Annotated in this window: 15 protein-coding genes; 6 read left to right on the top strand and 9 right to left on the bottom strand. The window is 57.3% G+C overall.

From position 1 onward, the window contains the following. Entirely contained in the window at positions 1-699 is a 699-nt protein-coding gene (locus AAIS01_RS15910; RefSeq protein WP_343469713.1) for a lipoate--protein ligase family protein, read from the top strand. Here AAIS01_RS15910 and crp read toward each other — a convergent pair. Then, positions 696-1,340 (bottom strand): cAMP-activated global transcriptional regulator CRP, encoded by a 645-nt coding sequence (crp, locus tag AAIS01_RS15905; protein ID WP_343469712.1) that lies wholly within the window; start codon positions 1,338-1,340, stop codon positions 696-698. The two genes, AAIS01_RS15910 and crp, sit on opposite strands and share 4 nt — an antisense overlap. Positions 1,341-1,574: 234 nt before the next feature. On the opposite strand from crp, the gene AAIS01_RS15900 reads away from it, so the two are divergent. Together AAIS01_RS15900 and speD are read left to right on the top strand one after the other, a co-directional pair. Further along, positions 1,575-1,997: an OsmC family protein gene (locus AAIS01_RS15900; RefSeq protein ID WP_003206127.1), complete on the top strand. Its 423-nt coding sequence runs from the start codon at positions 1,575-1,577 to the stop codon at positions 1,995-1,997. A 237-nt stretch (positions 1,998-2,234) separates the two neighbouring features. Then, entirely contained in the window at positions 2,235-3,029 is a 795-nt protein-coding gene (gene speD / locus AAIS01_RS15895; protein WP_047228048.1) for an adenosylmethionine decarboxylase, read from the top strand. 102 nt (positions 3,030-3,131) lie between these two features. Here the strand turns inward: speD and coq7 are convergent, their stop codons facing one another. From coq7 to hemJ, 6 genes are all read right to left on the bottom strand, one after another. After that, on the bottom strand, positions 3,132-3,779 hold the full coding sequence (gene coq7 / locus AAIS01_RS15890) for a 2-polyprenyl-3-methyl-6-methoxy-1,4-benzoquinone monooxygenase (protein WP_214912444.1): 648 nt from the start codon (positions 3,777-3,779) through the stop codon (positions 3,132-3,134). Between the two features lie 75 nt (positions 3,780-3,854). Beyond that, on the bottom strand, positions 3,855-4,193 hold the full coding sequence (locus tag AAIS01_RS15885) for a histidine triad nucleotide-binding protein (RefSeq protein ID WP_214912443.1): 339 nt from the start codon (positions 4,191-4,193) through the stop codon (positions 3,855-3,857). A gap of 82 nt (positions 4,194-4,275) precedes the next feature. Beyond that, positions 4,276-5,064, bottom strand: coding sequence for an SDR family NAD(P)-dependent oxidoreductase (locus tag AAIS01_RS15880; protein ID WP_343469711.1), 789 nt, complete (start codon positions 5,062-5,064; stop codon positions 4,276-4,278). Between the two features lie 62 nt (positions 5,065-5,126). Continuing rightward, the gene (locus tag AAIS01_RS15875) at positions 5,127-6,083 is read right to left on the bottom strand and encodes a DUF805 domain-containing protein (protein ID WP_343469710.1); all 957 of its coding nucleotides are present in this window, start codon (positions 6,081-6,083) and stop codon (positions 5,127-5,129) included. 52 nt (positions 6,084-6,135) lie between these two features. Further along, entirely contained in the window at positions 6,136-7,104 is a 969-nt protein-coding gene (locus AAIS01_RS15870) for an NAD(P)H-dependent flavin oxidoreductase (protein ID WP_343469709.1), read from the bottom strand. Between the two features lie 36 nt (positions 7,105-7,140). Beyond that, a complete protein-coding gene (hemJ, locus tag AAIS01_RS15865) occupies positions 7,141-7,572 on the bottom strand; it encodes a protoporphyrinogen oxidase HemJ (RefSeq protein ID WP_343469708.1) in 432 nt (143 codons plus the stop codon). A 134-nt stretch (positions 7,573-7,706) separates the two neighbouring features. Between hemJ and argC the strand changes: the two genes are divergently transcribed. Both argC and erpA read left to right on the top strand, forming a co-directional pair. Next, complete coding sequence (gene argC / locus AAIS01_RS15860; RefSeq protein ID WP_047228042.1) at positions 7,707-8,741, top strand: N-acetyl-gamma-glutamyl-phosphate reductase; 1,035 nt, start codon at positions 7,707-7,709, stop codon at positions 8,739-8,741. A gap of 155 nt (positions 8,742-8,896) precedes the next feature. Beyond that, the gene (erpA, locus tag AAIS01_RS15855) at positions 8,897-9,247 is read left to right on the top strand and encodes an iron-sulfur cluster insertion protein ErpA (protein ID WP_003206114.1); all 351 of its coding nucleotides are present in this window, start codon (positions 8,897-8,899) and stop codon (positions 9,245-9,247) included. A gap of 69 nt (positions 9,248-9,316) precedes the next feature. On the opposite strand, the gene AAIS01_RS15850 is transcribed toward erpA, so the two are convergent. Together AAIS01_RS15850 and AAIS01_RS15845 are read right to left on the bottom strand one after the other, a co-directional pair. After that, positions 9,317-10,408, bottom strand: a complete 1,092-nt coding sequence (locus AAIS01_RS15850) for an anhydro-N-acetylmuramic acid kinase (protein ID WP_343469707.1) — start codon at positions 10,406-10,408, stop codon at positions 9,317-9,319. A gap of 3 nt (positions 10,409-10,411) precedes the next feature. Then, on the bottom strand, positions 10,412-11,824 hold the full coding sequence (locus AAIS01_RS15845; protein ID WP_343469821.1) for a peptidoglycan DD-metalloendopeptidase family protein: 1,413 nt from the start codon (positions 11,822-11,824) through the stop codon (positions 10,412-10,414). Positions 11,825-12,034: 210 nt separating this feature from the next. Here AAIS01_RS15845 and tyrS point away from each other — a divergent pair, with 210 nt between their 5' ends. Further along, entirely contained in the window at positions 12,035-13,234 is a 1,200-nt protein-coding gene (gene tyrS / locus AAIS01_RS15840; RefSeq protein WP_076383442.1) for a tyrosine--tRNA ligase, read from the top strand. Positions 13,235-13,346: the final 112 nt, after the last annotated feature.

Raw genomic sequence — 13,346 nt, 5'->3', positions numbered from 1 at the left:
ATGTCGCCCGTGATTTCCCTGACCGTCGAAGCCGGTCTGCAAGCCGAACAGGATTTGTTGGCCAGCATCTGCGCAGGCGACGCTGAGTTCGGCGTGTTGTTCTGGCAGCCCAACGATCGCGCGCTGGTCATGCCACGTCGTTTGAGTCGTTTACCGGGGTTCGAGCACGCCTGCGACGTTTCGGCGGCCCATGGCTGGCCAGTGCTGCTGCGCGAAACCGGCGGTGAGCCGGTGCCGCAGTCTGCCGCCACCGTCAATATCGCCCTGGTTTACGCACCGCCGCGTAGTGAAGGCGACCACGGCCGCATCGAAACCGGTTACCGCCGGTTGTGTGATCCGATCTGCCAGTTGTTGGATGAGCTGGGCGGGGTGGCTTCGTTGGGCGAAGTCGAGGGCGCGTTCTGCGACGGTCGATTCAATGTCAATCTCGATGGCCGAAAAATGGTCGGCACTGCTCAGCGCTGGCGCCAGAGCAAGGGTGGCCAACGCCCGGTGGGCCTGGTGCATGGAGCATTGCTGCTGGAGAACGAACGCGAATCGATGGTTGCCGCGGTCAATCGTTTCAATGAGGCCTGTGGCCTGGCGCAGCGAGTGCGCGCCGAGAGTCATATTGCCTTGCATGAAAAATTCCCGGCGCCCCACGCGTTGCAGCGGCTTGAGGCACTGTACCGGGAACTGCTGACCAGGCTGCTCGCCTAACGCGTCCCAAACACCACCATGGTCTTGCCTTTAACGCTGACCAGGTTGCGCTCTTCCAGATCCTTGAGCACACGACCGACCATCTCCCGCGAGCAACCAACAATCCGGCCGATTTCCTGGCGGGTCACCTTGATCTGCATGCCGTCCGGGTGGGTCATGGCATCGGGTTGCTTGCACAGTTCCAGCAAGCAGCGAGCGACGCGACCGGTTACGTCAAAGAAGGCGAGGTCGCCCACCTTGCGGGTCGTGTTGCGCAGGCGCTGTGCGATTTGTCCGCTGAGGACGTAAAGAATGTCGGGATCCTGCACCGACAGTTCCCGGAACTTGCTGTAGCTGATCTCCGCGACCTCACATTCGACCTTGGCCCGTACCCAGGCACTACGTACCTGTTCTTTGCCTGCCTGTTCAAACAATCCAAGTTCGCCGAAGAAATCCCCGGCGTTGAGGTAGGCGATGATCATTTCGCGACCGTCATCATCCTCGATCAGGATCGTGACCGACCCTTTGATGATGAAAGACAGGGTGTCGGAGCGATCGCCCGCGCAGATGATGTTGTGCTTGGCCGGGTAGCGGCGACGCTGACAATGCATCAAGAGTTTGTCGAGATTCTTGATCTTGGGTGTGGGAGTAATGGCAACCATGGTTGTATCCCGAAAGACTGCGCGATGTATTGATTTGGATTTTTTGTGGGGAGCGAATGGCAATCGCGATAGCTGGCCATACGCCAGCTAATTGGCGCCAGCTTAACAGAGGCGCCCCTAATTGATTTGAGAATTTACCTACGTGTATTTGTCATGCGTCCTAAGGCAGAGGCCGCCGTGGCGGGGGGCTGTGCTAAGCTGGCGACCCTTTTTTCAGACAGTGGAGTCTTGGCGATGAAGGCACGCATCCAATGGGCTGGCGAAGCCATGTTCCTCGGTGAGTCAGGTAGCGGTCATGTGGTCGTCATGGATGGCCCGCCAGAAGCCGGAGGTCGGAACCTGGGTGTAAGGCCGATGGAAATGCTCCTGCTGGGCGTGGGCGGCTGCAGTAACTTCGACGTGGTCAGCATCCTTAAAAAATCGCGCCAGGCTGTCGAAAGTTGCGAAGCCTTCCTGGAAGCGGAGCGCGCCACCGAAGACCCGAAAGTGTTCACCAAGATTCACATGCATTTCGTGGTGAAGGGGCGTGCCTTGAAGGAAGCCCAGGTCAAGCGCGCCATTGAGCTGTCAGCCGAGAAATATTGCTCGGCTTCCATCATGCTCGGCGCCGCCGGTGTTGAAATCACCCACGATTATGAAATCATCGAATTGGGTTGATCGACATCCAACCATCATAAAAGCAGTGCAAGCTCTGGCGATCAGAAGCCGACCTCTGCATAATGCGCCACTTTTTTCAGGGCAGTGATCGGTCCCCGACCGGTCCCTTGTCTGGACAGACAACCAAAATCGCCATCGCGAAGAGGTGTTAACCGTCCTACGCAGGTGCGTCGTTCGCATCTGACGGGCATGCTTGATCACGCGGCCAGGCCGCAATACATAGAGAGTTTTCAAACGGTGAAAAGCAAACTCAAGCTCCATGGGTTCAATAACCTGACAAAGACCTTGAGCTTCAACATCTATGACATCTGCTATGCGGAAACCCCGCAGGACCAGCAGGCCTACGTCGAGTACATCAATAAAGAGTACAACGCCAAGCGCCTCACGCAGATCCTCACGGAAGTTGTCGATATCATTGGTGCCAACATCCTGAACATCGCCAGTCAGGACTATGAACCCCAAGGCGCCAGCGTGACCATTCTGATCTCGGAAGAACCGGTGACACCGACCGACAGCCAGATCGAAGAGTCGCCGGGCCCATTGCCGGAAATCATCCTGGCCCACCTCGACAAGAGCCACATTACGGTACATACCTACCCGGAAATACACCCGGTGGACGGTATTGCGACGTTCCGCGTGGACATTGATGTGTCGACCTGTGGCGTCATTTCACCGCTCAAGGCACTCAACTTCCTGATTCACCAGTTCGACTCGGACATCGTGACGGTGGATTACCGCGTGCGTGGATTTACCCGCGACGTTGAAGGCCATAAGCATTTCATCGATCACGAGATCAACTCGATTCAGAATTATCTTTCCGAAGACACTCGCGACGCGTACCAGATGACCGACGTGAACGTGTATCAGGAAAACCTGTTCCACACCAAAATGTTGCTCAAGAACTTCGAGCTTGATAACTACCTGTTCGGGGACGCTACCAGCAACCTTTCTGCTGAACAGCGGGATCAGGTGGAAGACCGTGTGAAACACGAGATGCTGGAAATTTTCTACGCGCGCAACATGCCTCGCTGAAGGTTTCAGCTACAAAAAAGGCGGCTCCCCATGGGAGTCGCCTTTTTTAGTTTCTGTAGAACGTGGATGAACGCTCAGGCCTGCCACGCTGTGGCACGGTGATCAGATTCGATAAGTACTCTTGGTCATGACCTTGGCCAACAGGCTCATGCCAAACTTCACCGGCGCTGGAAAACGGAACCCTCCGGCTTCGAGCGCACTTTGGGCGTGGTGCTCTTCATCCTCACGCATCTGCTCCAGAATCGCTCGGGACTTTTCATCCTCTGCCGGCAATTGCTCCAAATGCTCATTCAAGTGTTTGCACACCTGATGTTCAGTGGCCGCCACAAAGCCGAGGCTTACTTTGTCGCTGATCAGCCCGGCTACGGCGCCGATTCCGAATGACATCCCATAAAATAACGGGTTAAGCACGCTGGTATGGCTGCCCAGTTGGTGAATACGTTGTTCGCACCAGACCAGATGATCGATCTCTTCCTCGGCGGCATGCTCCATTGCTTCACGTACCTGGGGTAGCTTTGCGGTCAGCGCCTGGCCCTGATACAGCGCCTGGGCGCAGACTTCACCGGTGTGATTGATGCGCATCAGGCCAGCGACATGGCGGGTTTGCTCGTCACTCATTTGCACATCCGGCTGCACGATAGCCGGCGATGGGCGATAGGGCTGACCGCTGAAGGGCAGTAGCGTACGCATCGCGGTATCGGCTTGCAGTAGCAGACGGTCAATCGGTGAGTAGTGACGTTGGGTAGTCATGCTTACCTCCGGGAAAAATCATGGCGGCCAGTTTAACCCAATCGGCCGCTCAGGATTTGCGTTGGATCAGGGGTATCAGCCCGGCGGCCAGTTCATCTGGCGCTGCCCAAGCACATGCATATGAATGTGATAGACGGTCTGTCCCCCCAGTTCATTGCAGTTCATCACCACACGAAAACCTTCTTCGCAACCCAGTTCAAGCGCCAGGCGCTGGGCAGTGAACAGGATATGCCCGGCCAGGCCCTTATCTTGCTCGGTCAGGTCATTGAGCGTGCGGATCGGTTTCTTTGGGATGACCAGGAAATGCACCGGTGCTTGCGGGGCGATGTCGTGGAATGCCAGAACTTGATCATCTTCATAAATGATCTTGGCCGGAATCTCCCGGTTGATGATCTTGGTAAACAGAGTATCCACAGATGTTTCTCCACTGGGTAGTCGAGCTCAAGTGTATTGAAGGCCTGCTTGGCGAGCCCTTTTTTATCACGGAAAACGGCATTCAGCGGGGGCAGCAGGCCTTGTTGCTCATGCCGGCAATCGTGCGAACCAGCCATCGCGGCCCCAGTCGTGGCAACGCCGCCAGCCAGCGATTGCGGCGCCCAGGAATGATGATCGCCCGGTTTTTTTCCAGTGCGCGCACGGCATACAGCGCGACTTCCTCCGGGCTCATCAGGGTTTGGCTGTCGTTGAGTTTCTGTTCATTGAGCTGCGCCCGGGCGAAAAAGCTGGTTCGTGTCGGGCCGGGGCAAAGCACCGATACCTTTATTGCACTTTTTTTCAGCTCGACCCGCAGGGCTTCGGAGAAATGCAGCACGTAAGCCTTGCTGGCGTGATAGGTGCTCATCCAGGGGCCAGGTTGGAACGCGGCGATCGATGCAACGTTCAGGATCTGGCCGCCGCCCTGCAGTGCCATGCTGTTGCCCACCGAGTGACAGAGCCGCGTCAAGGCGAGGATGTTGACTTCGATCAGGTCCTGCTCGGTCATCCAGTCCTGGCCCAGGAATGGCCCGCTGGTGCCGATGCCGGCGCAGTTGACCAGCAGGTCGATCTGTCGCTCACCTTCTTCCAGCTCAAGCAAAAAGCCTGAAAGCCTTAGCGGTTCCCCCAGGTCACAAGCCCGGAACAACACCTCCACGCCAAAACGCTGAGTCAGTTCGATTGCAATACTTTCCAGCCGATCACGCTGTCGAGCCACCAATATCAGGTCGCGACCGCGGCGGGCGAGTGCTTCGGCCATTGCCAGGCCAATGCCACTGGAGGCGCCAGTGATCAGAGCGTAACGGGTCATGCAGTTCTCCATCGCAACGGCCCGTCGCCAGTGTACTGAGCTGTCACCGGCACGAAGCGCGCTTATTGTTCCTCTTCGTAGTCTACAGAAGGTGCAACAGGCGCGGCTGCTTCAGCGGCTGGTTCTGCTGTGTCTTGTTCGATCAACTCGCTGCTTTCATAGCTGCTCAAGGAACTGCTGTCGTATTCCTCTGTGATGCCGCTGAATGCCCCGGCCATTGCGGCAAGGAAAGCCACCACGATCATGACAATCCACAGCGATGAAAGTACCTTGACGGCAGTGCTGTTGGGCGGCGGCGGGGGGCCATAGCGATTGGCGCCGCTGTTGCCGGGCAAGGCCATGAGTACAAAGGGGAAGACACTGCCTACGAATGGCACCAGGTTGAGCAGCCACAACCATCCTGACCAGCCCAGGTCGTGCAGGCGCTGGACGCTGAACTGGATGCTTACATAAGCAAAACCCAGTGCGATGATCAGTCCCAACAGGCCGCCGACGATCATTGCCGCCGTGGAACTGGAGGCGAGGAACCAGGTCAGGCCCAATGAAAAGGCCATGCCGACCACAAACAGCATGACCAGGGTCAAGACCATGGTCCAGCCCAGGAAGCGCAAGCGGCCGATGCGCCCATCGAAGCTGAAGGGTTTGAGCGTGCTGTACTCGGTCATCGCTTCGCCCACTTCGGCGCGGGGCGGTGCGTACGGGGACGCAGGGTCGATGATCGAGTCGGGGTGGCGTCCGCTCGACGGCGGCGAGTGCTGTACCTCGTCCAGGTTCAGTTCGAGGGAAGGCTCGGCTTCGATTCGAGCATCGATTCCGCTCTTGTTGAGAGCCTCCAGGTACTTCTGCGCTTCGGCCTGGGACAGGTTGCTTTTAAGCGCCACCTTGCGCCCGCTGAACAAGCGCTCAATGGCGCTGACATCGCTTTTGAACAGTTCAGCCAGGTTAAGCTTGGCTGTAGTGGCATCGACACCCGGCAGCAGGGCTCCATCGAATACGATATTGAAACGGGTTTCGCTCATGCCAGGCATCCTTGTCTCATCAGGTTAAGCAATGGTTTTGATCCGGTTGATTTCAGCGGGGCCATTGGCCGCCGAGTTGTGTCGCGCGGGCCTGCGCCTGCCGGTATTCTTCATCCAGGCGTGCCACTAGCTGATCGACATTTGGTAGATCGTGGATTTCACCCACGCCCTGGCCTGCGGACCATACGGTTTTCCAGGCCTTGGCTTCGTCGTTCAGCGGCTTGAGTTTTGAACCGAAATCCACCTCGCCCTTGCCCTGCAGGGCGGCCAGGTCGAAACCGGCGTTTTCCAGGCTCTGGCGCATGAAGCTGGCTGGCACCCCGGACACCGCGGGAGTATGCACGATGTCTGCGGCTCTGGATGTGAGCAACATCTCTTTATAAGCGTCGGGCGCGTGGCTTTCGGTCGTGCCGATAAAGCGTGTGCCGAAGTAGGCCAAATCCGCGCCGAGCAGTTGGGCGGCCAGAATCTGATGGCCGTGGTTCAGGCATCCTGCAAGCAGCAGGGTTTTATCGAAGAACTGCCGAATTTCAGCGACCAGAGAGAAAGGACTCCAGGTCCCGGCATGTCCACCTGCGCCGGCGGCAACCGCAATCAAGCCGTCGACACCGGCTTCGGCCGCTTTCTCGGCATGACGTCGCGTGGTGACGTCATGGAATACCAGTCCACCATAACTATGAACCGCATCCACCAGTTCTTTCACTGCGCCCAGGCTGGTGATAACAATCGGCACTTTATGCTCAATGCAGATGGCCAGATCGGCCTGAAGCCGGGGGTTGCTGTGGTGGACGATCAGGTTCACGGCATAGGGTGCCGGGTTTTCCATGGTTGCCAGGCCCGCTTCGATTTCTTCCAGCCAGGCTTTGAAACCACTGCTTTCGCGCTGATTGAGTGCCGGAAAGCTGCCGACGATTCCGTTGCGGCAGCAGGCCAGTACCAACTGTGGTTTGGAAATCAGAAACATCGGCGCTGCCACGACGGGCAGGCGCAAACGTTGTTCAAGCAGAGCGGGCAGCGACATCGGATGTACCCCGGATAAGTGATGCTCGATTGGAAGTTAGAACGGCCGAACCACGACCAGAATTACGATAGCCAGCAATATCAGAACCGGCACTTCATTGAACCAGCGATAAAAGACATGGCTGCGGGTGTTTTCGCCACGGGCGAAGCGCTTCAATTGCGCACCGCACATATGGTGATAACCGATCAGCAGCACCACCAGGGTCAGCTTGGCGTGCATCCAGCCGCCTTGAGTGAAGTAGGCTGTTGCGTTGAGGCTGAGCAGCCAGATGCCGAATACCAGGGTGGCGATCATCGACGGCCCCATGATGCCGCGATACAACTTGCGCTCCATGATGATGAAGCGTTCCTTGCTGACGTTGTCTTCGCTTTGGGCGTGATAGACGAACAGGCGCGGCAGGTAGAACAGACCGGCAAACCAGCAGACCATGCTGACGATATGAAGTGCTTTGAGCCATAGATAGAGCATTTTGGTTTATTCCCAGATTCACGGTAGCCCGATAGTAGAGGCTAGAGCGGCCACACGTCACCTTGGCGGTTGTCGCCGGGCCGCGCGGCCCCTATCATCGACAGCTTTCCAGTGGGTTCGTTGAGGGCAGGTATATGGTCAAGGTCGGTATCGTCGGCGGCACGGGTTACACCGGTGTCGAACTGCTGCGTCTGTTGGCGCAGCATCCGCAGGCTGAAGTGGTGGTCATTACCTCCCGATCCGAGGCCGGACTGGCCGTCGCTGACATGTATCCGAACCTGCGTGGCCATTACGACGGCCTGGCGTTCAGTGTTCCGGACATCAAGACCCTCGGGGCCTGTGACGTGGTGTTCTTCGCCACACCTCACGGTGTTGCTCATGCCTTGGCAGGCGAGTTGCTGGCCGCCGGGACCAAGGTCATTGACCTGTCGGCAGACTTCCGCCTGCAGGATGCTGAAGAGTGGGCCAAATGGTACGGTCAACCACACGGTGCGCCGGACCTGCTGGACGAGGCGGTCTACGGCCTGCCGGAAGTCAATCGCGAGAAAATCAGGCAGGCACGGTTGATCGCTGTACCGGGCTGCTATCCAACGGCAACGCAACTGGGCTTCCTGCCACTGCTCGAGGCAGGTCTTGCTGATGCGTCGCGTCTGATCGCCGACTGCAAGTCCGGTGTCAGCGGTGCCGGTCGTGGTGCCAGTGTCGGCTCGTTGTACTCCGAAACGTCGGAAAGCATGAAGGCATATGCAGTCAAAGGTCACCGTCATCTGCCGGAAATCCGCCAGGGGCTGCGCCGCGCCGCGGGCAAGGATGTCGGCCTGACTTTCGTGCCGCACCTGACGCCGATGATTCGCGGCATTCACTCCACACTGTACGCAACCGTCGTCGACCGTTCCGTGGACCTGCAAGCGTTGTTCGAAAAGCGTTATGCCAACGAACCGTTCGTCGACGTGATGCCGGCCGGCAGCCACCCTGAAACTCGCAGCGTACGCGGCGCGAACGTTTGCCGGATCGCGGTGCATCGTCCGCAGGATGGCGATCTGGTCGTGGTGTTGTCGGTGATTGATAACCTGGTCAAAGGCGCGTCCGGTCAGGCTGTGCAGAACTTGAACATTCTGTTCGGGCTGGATGAGCGTCTGGGGCTGTCCCATGCCGGGATGTTGCCTTAAGGTGACTCTGCGGCTGCAAGCTTGGGACGACCCGCTTGCGGCTCAGAGCTTATAGCTTGCCGCTGTCCTTCAAATAGTTGACCGATTTTCTAGGAGAAGCGGATAATGCGCGTCATCACGCATTATGGCGGCGTAAGCGCCGGGAGATATTCAGCATGAGCGTCGAAACCTTCACCCCCACGGCTTTGCAATTCACCCACGGTGCCGCGCACAAGGTGAAGAGCCTGGTCGATGAGGAGGGGAATGATCGTTTGAAGCTGCGCGTTTTTGTGACGGGCGGCGGTTGTTCGGGTTTTCAATACGGCTTCACTTTCGATGAGGAAGTGGCCGATGACGACACCATCGTCGAGCGCGAAGGTGTCAGTCTCGTGGTCGATCCGATGAGCTTCCAGTACCTGGCGGGTGCTGAGGTGGATTATCAGGAAGGACTGGAAGGATCGCGGTTCGTCATCAAGAACCCTAACGCCACCACGACCTGTGGGTGCGGTTCTTCGTTTTCGATCTGACGGCTTCAATAAAAACGCCGCGGCGCCTTACGGTGCTGCGGCGTTTTGCTGTGCGGCGAAAAAATGGATTCAGGCGGGATAGATGGCGCCGAGTATGCGCGAACCCCGTGCGCCGGTGACGCTTGGGCGATTTGCTGCAATGCCTTCAAGGCAGCAATGGGCCAGCCAGGCAAAGGCCATGGCTTCGACCCAATCCGGGTCTACACCGTAAGTGGCCGTACTGCTGACCTGGGTGTTCGGCAGTAAATCAGCCAGCCGCTTCATGAGCGAGCGGTTGTGTGCACCGCCGCCGCAAACCAGCAGCTCTTGAGTGTCGGTTTGGGCATTCTGCAGTGATTGGACGATGGTCAGTGCCGTCAATTCGAGCAGCGTTGCCTGCACGTCTTCAGGGGCGAAGACTGGCAGGTGCGACAGGTGCTGGGTCAGCCAGGACAGGTTGAACACTTCTCGCCCTGTGCTTTTAGGGCCTTGAGTGACAAAGAAAGGGTCGCCAAGCAGAGCCTTTAGCAGAGCCGGTTCGACTTTTCCGCTGGCAGCCCACAGGCCATCGCGATCAAAGTGCTCGCCCCGTTGCAGATGTATCCAGGCGTCCAGCAATACGTTGCCAGGGCCGCAATCGAAACCGGCTACGGGCTTTTCGGATTCTATCAGGCTGAGATTGCTGAAGCCGCCGATATTCAGTACGGCGCGATTGCCGATCCGCTCTTCAAACAGCGCTTCGTGAAACGCAGGAACCAGAGGGGCTCCTTGCCCGCCAGCAGCGACATCGCGACTGCGAAAATCGCTGACAACTGCAATGCCGGTCAATTCGCTCAGCAATGCCGGGTTACCAATCTGCACGGTAAAACCGCGGGCCGGTTCATGCCGTATGGTCTGGCCATGGCTGCCGATCGCCCTGATATCCTCAGGTTTGAGCTTCTGTTCGTCGAGTAGAGTGCGGACGCCCTGTGCAGCCAACCTTACCCAGCTTTGTTGGGCAATGGCTGAGCGAGCAATCTCATCGGGCCCGCTGCTGCACAACTCAAGCATTTCGCTGCGCAGGGCGGCGGGCATGGGAGTGTAGTGCGTGGCGATCAGCTTGATCGCCGGATTCAGTTCGATCAGCGCGATATCCAGTCCATCCAGGCTGGTGCCAGACATCACGCCGATATAGCGCACCATGGCTTAGCGCTTGCTCGAGGCGAGCATGGTGGCTTTTTCCTGATCCATGCGGGCCATCAAGGGTTTGCTCTGAGCCAGGAAGCGGGAGCGCTCGGACTTGGCGATCGGATCGGCCATGGGGAGCTTCTGGCCCAGCGGATCAACGTGAACGCCGTTGACCTGGAATTCATAATGCAAATGCGGCCCGGTGGACAGACCGGTAGTACCAATATAGCCAATCACTTGGCCTTGCTTGACGCTGCCGCCGGTCCTTACGCCTTTGGCGAAGCCTTGCATATGACCATACAGCGTACGGTAAGTATTGCCGTGCTGGATGATCACAGTGTTGCCATAACCACCCCGACGTCCGGCCAGCAGCACTTTGCCGTCTCCGGCGGCCTTGATTGGCGTGCCTCGGGGAGCTGCGTAGTCGACGCCTTTGTGGGCGCGGATCTTGTTCAGGATTGGATGTTTGCGGCCTACGGAGAATCTTGAACTGATACGGGCGAAATCTACCGGGGTGCGGATGAATGCCTTGCGCATGCTGTTGCCATCGGCAGTGTAATAGCTGCTGTTGCCTTGTTTGTTGGTGTAGCGCACCGCCGTGTAGGTCTTGCCACGATTGGTGAAACGCGCGGAAAGAATAGGGCCGTTGCCGACGCTCTTTCCGTTGACCATTTTCTGTTCATAGATGACATCGAATTCGTCGCCTTGGTGAATATCCTGCGCGAAGTCGATGTCGTAGCCAAACACGCTGGCCATGTCCATTGCCAGGCTGTGGGAAAGGCCGGCGCGTGCGGCCGATTGCGACAATGAGCTGTTGATGACGCCATGGGCGTAGGCTGCGTGCACGGTTGGTTTGGTGATGACCCGGTTGAATGCATAACCCTTGTCGTTTTTGCTCAGGGTTATGCTTTCCAGGTCGCTCAGCTTGGTGTGCAAACTGGTCAGTTGGCCGTCAGGGCTGAGTTCGAACTCGAGTTTCTGCCCCCTCTGTAGCCGAGCGAACTGTTTGGCTTTCTTGTCGCTGGCCAAAACCTCGTGGACCAGGGTTGACGGCAGGCCAACCTTTTCGAAGAGAGTGGAGAGCGTGTCGCCTTTGGCAACTATGATCTCATGGTGGCCTGGGTCCTTCTTTTCTTCGACTGCGGGCTCCGCTTGGGCGGATGCGGGAGCGTCGTCAGTGTTGTTTTCGATCTGCGCGAAGGGGGAGGCGGTAGCCTCGTTTGTGGCTTGGACGGCTTCGGCAGCGTCTTGATCTTGTGTCAGTTGTTCAGCAGGACTTTCCAGTTCGAGACTCAGCGTCGTCTTTTTGGCTTCCACATCGCTGGAAGGAAATACCAGGAGCGCCAGGCTAAGAAGGGCGGCGATGCCACTTGCGGCGAGCAGGTGGGTCTTGGGGTAAAGCGGCGGCGCTTTAGATGGTTCTATGGTCATAGGTAATTTGACTTTTGAAGAGATGAATTGGAAAAGATGAATGACATGATGAAGATGAAATAACTGTATAAAATATAACCAAATCACCTATGAAGCAAGCCCGCGGACACTCTGTCTGTGGATTGGTGTCCGCGCGCCCGGCAAACCTTGTATTTGGTGCGCGATCTTGTATGGTTGGGTCCCTTTGAATCTGAGCCTTGCGGGTCTGTTATGAAGTCGGTTGAAGAGCAGCTAGCGCTGATCAAGCGTGGTGCGGAAGAGTTGTTGGTCGAGTCCGAGCTGATTGAAAAGCTCAAGCGCGGGCAGCCGCTGCGTATCAAGGCTGGTTTCGATCCGACGGCACCCGATCTGCATCTGGGGCATACCGTGCTTATTAATAAGCTGCGTCAGTTCCAGGACCTGGGGCATCAGGTCATCTTCCTGATAGGCGACTTCACTGGGATGATCGGTGATCCGAGTGGCAAGAGCGCGACGCGCCCACCGCTGACTCGCGAGCAGGTTCTTGATAATGCCGAGACCTATAAGACGCAGGTCTTCAAGATCCTTGATCCGGCCAAGACCGAAGTCGCTTTCAACTCCACTTGGATGGATCAGATGGGGCCGGCGGATTTCATTCGCCTGACCTCTCAATACACCGTGGCTCGTATGCTCGAGCGCGATGATTTTGACAAGCGCTATAAAACCAGTCAGCCGATCGCCATTCATGAGTTTCTCTATCCGCTTGTGCAGGGCTATGACTCGGTTGCGTTGCGTGCTGACGTTGAGCTTGGCGGTACGGATCAGAAGTTCAACCTGTTGATGGGGCGTGAGCTCCAGCGTGGTTATGGTCAGGAAGCCCAGTGCATTCTGACCATGCCGTTGCTGGAGGGGTTGGATGGTGTGAAGAAGATGTCCAAGTCGTTGGGCAACTATGTGGGCATCCAGGAAGCGCCGGGCGTTATGTACGGCAAGCTGGTTTCCATTCCTGACGTGCTTATGTGGCGTTACTTCGAATTGCTCAGCTTCCGTTCCATGGATGAGATCAACGCATTCCGTGCGGATGTTGAGGCTGGGGCAAATCCGCGGGACATCAAGATCAAGCTGGCCGAGGAGATTGTCGCTCGTTTCCATGGTGAGGAGGCTGCGGCCAATGCTCATCGTGCGGCGGGTAACCGCATGAAGGATGGCGAATTGCCGGATGATCTGCCTGAGATCGAATTGACTGCGGCCGAGGATATGCCGATTGCAGCCGTCCTTAACAAGGCAGGCCTGGTCAAGAATGCTGCGGCAGCGCGAGATCTTCTTGGTTCGGGCGGCGTGCGCATTGATGGTGAGGTGGTGGATCGCGCCTACATATATAAGCTGGGCGCTACCCATGTCTGTCAGGCTGGCAAGAAGGCTTTTGCGCGTATCGTGTTGAAGCCGGAATAAAAGCAGAAATTAATACTTGACGGCAAATTCTGGACGTCTATAATTCGCCCCACTTCCGGCGCAGTCGAAACGGAAAACTCCTTGAGTTTCAATGAGTTAAGTAGGTTTCGAA

This window comes from Pseudomonas halotolerans, from assembly GCF_039581215.1.
Classification (GTDB): Bacteria; Pseudomonadota; Gammaproteobacteria; order Pseudomonadales; family Pseudomonadaceae; genus Aquipseudomonas; species Aquipseudomonas tehranensis.
Note: the sequence above shows the minus strand (reverse complement) of the source record. Positions and strands in the feature narration are given on the sequence as shown.

What these genes read in the sequence shown, in the direction of transcription:
- AAIS01_RS15880 (WP_343469711.1), bottom strand. Translation starts at nt 5,064, where the DNA reads ATGACCCGTTACGCTCTGATCACTGGCGCCTCCAGTGGCATTGGCCTG.
- AAIS01_RS15845 (WP_343469821.1), bottom strand. Translation starts at nt 11,824, where the DNA reads ATGACCATAGAACCATCTAAAGCGCCGCCGCTTTACCCCAAGACCCAC.
- erpA (WP_003206114.1), top strand. Translation starts at nt 8,897, where the DNA reads ATGAGCGTCGAAACCTTCACCCCCACGGCTTTGCAATTCACCCACGGT.
- AAIS01_RS15910 (WP_343469713.1), top strand. Translation starts at nt 1, where the DNA reads ATGTCGCCCGTGATTTCCCTGACCGTCGAAGCCGGTCTGCAAGCCGAA.
- hemJ (WP_343469708.1), bottom strand. Translation starts at nt 7,572, where the DNA reads ATGCTCTATCTATGGCTCAAAGCACTTCATATCGTCAGCATGGTCTGC.
- crp (WP_343469712.1), bottom strand. Translation starts at nt 1,340, where the DNA reads ATGGTTGCCATTACTCCCACACCCAAGATCAAGAATCTCGACAAACTC.
- tyrS (WP_076383442.1), top strand. Translation starts at nt 12,035, where the DNA reads ATGAAGTCGGTTGAAGAGCAGCTAGCGCTGATCAAGCGTGGTGCGGAA.
- coq7 (WP_214912444.1), bottom strand. Translation starts at nt 3,779, where the DNA reads ATGACTACCCAACGTCACTACTCACCGATTGACCGTCTGCTACTGCAA.
- AAIS01_RS15875 (WP_343469710.1), bottom strand. Translation starts at nt 6,083, where the DNA reads ATGAGCGAAACCCGTTTCAATATCGTATTCGATGGAGCCCTGCTGCCG.
- AAIS01_RS15900 (WP_003206127.1), top strand. Translation starts at nt 1,575, where the DNA reads ATGAAGGCACGCATCCAATGGGCTGGCGAAGCCATGTTCCTCGGTGAG.
- argC (WP_047228042.1), top strand. Translation starts at nt 7,707, where the DNA reads ATGGTCAAGGTCGGTATCGTCGGCGGCACGGGTTACACCGGTGTCGAA.
- AAIS01_RS15850 (WP_343469707.1), bottom strand. Translation starts at nt 10,408, where the DNA reads ATGGTGCGCTATATCGGCGTGATGTCTGGCACCAGCCTGGATGGACTG.
- AAIS01_RS15870 (WP_343469709.1), bottom strand. Translation starts at nt 7,104, where the DNA reads ATGTCGCTGCCCGCTCTGCTTGAACAACGTTTGCGCCTGCCCGTCGTG.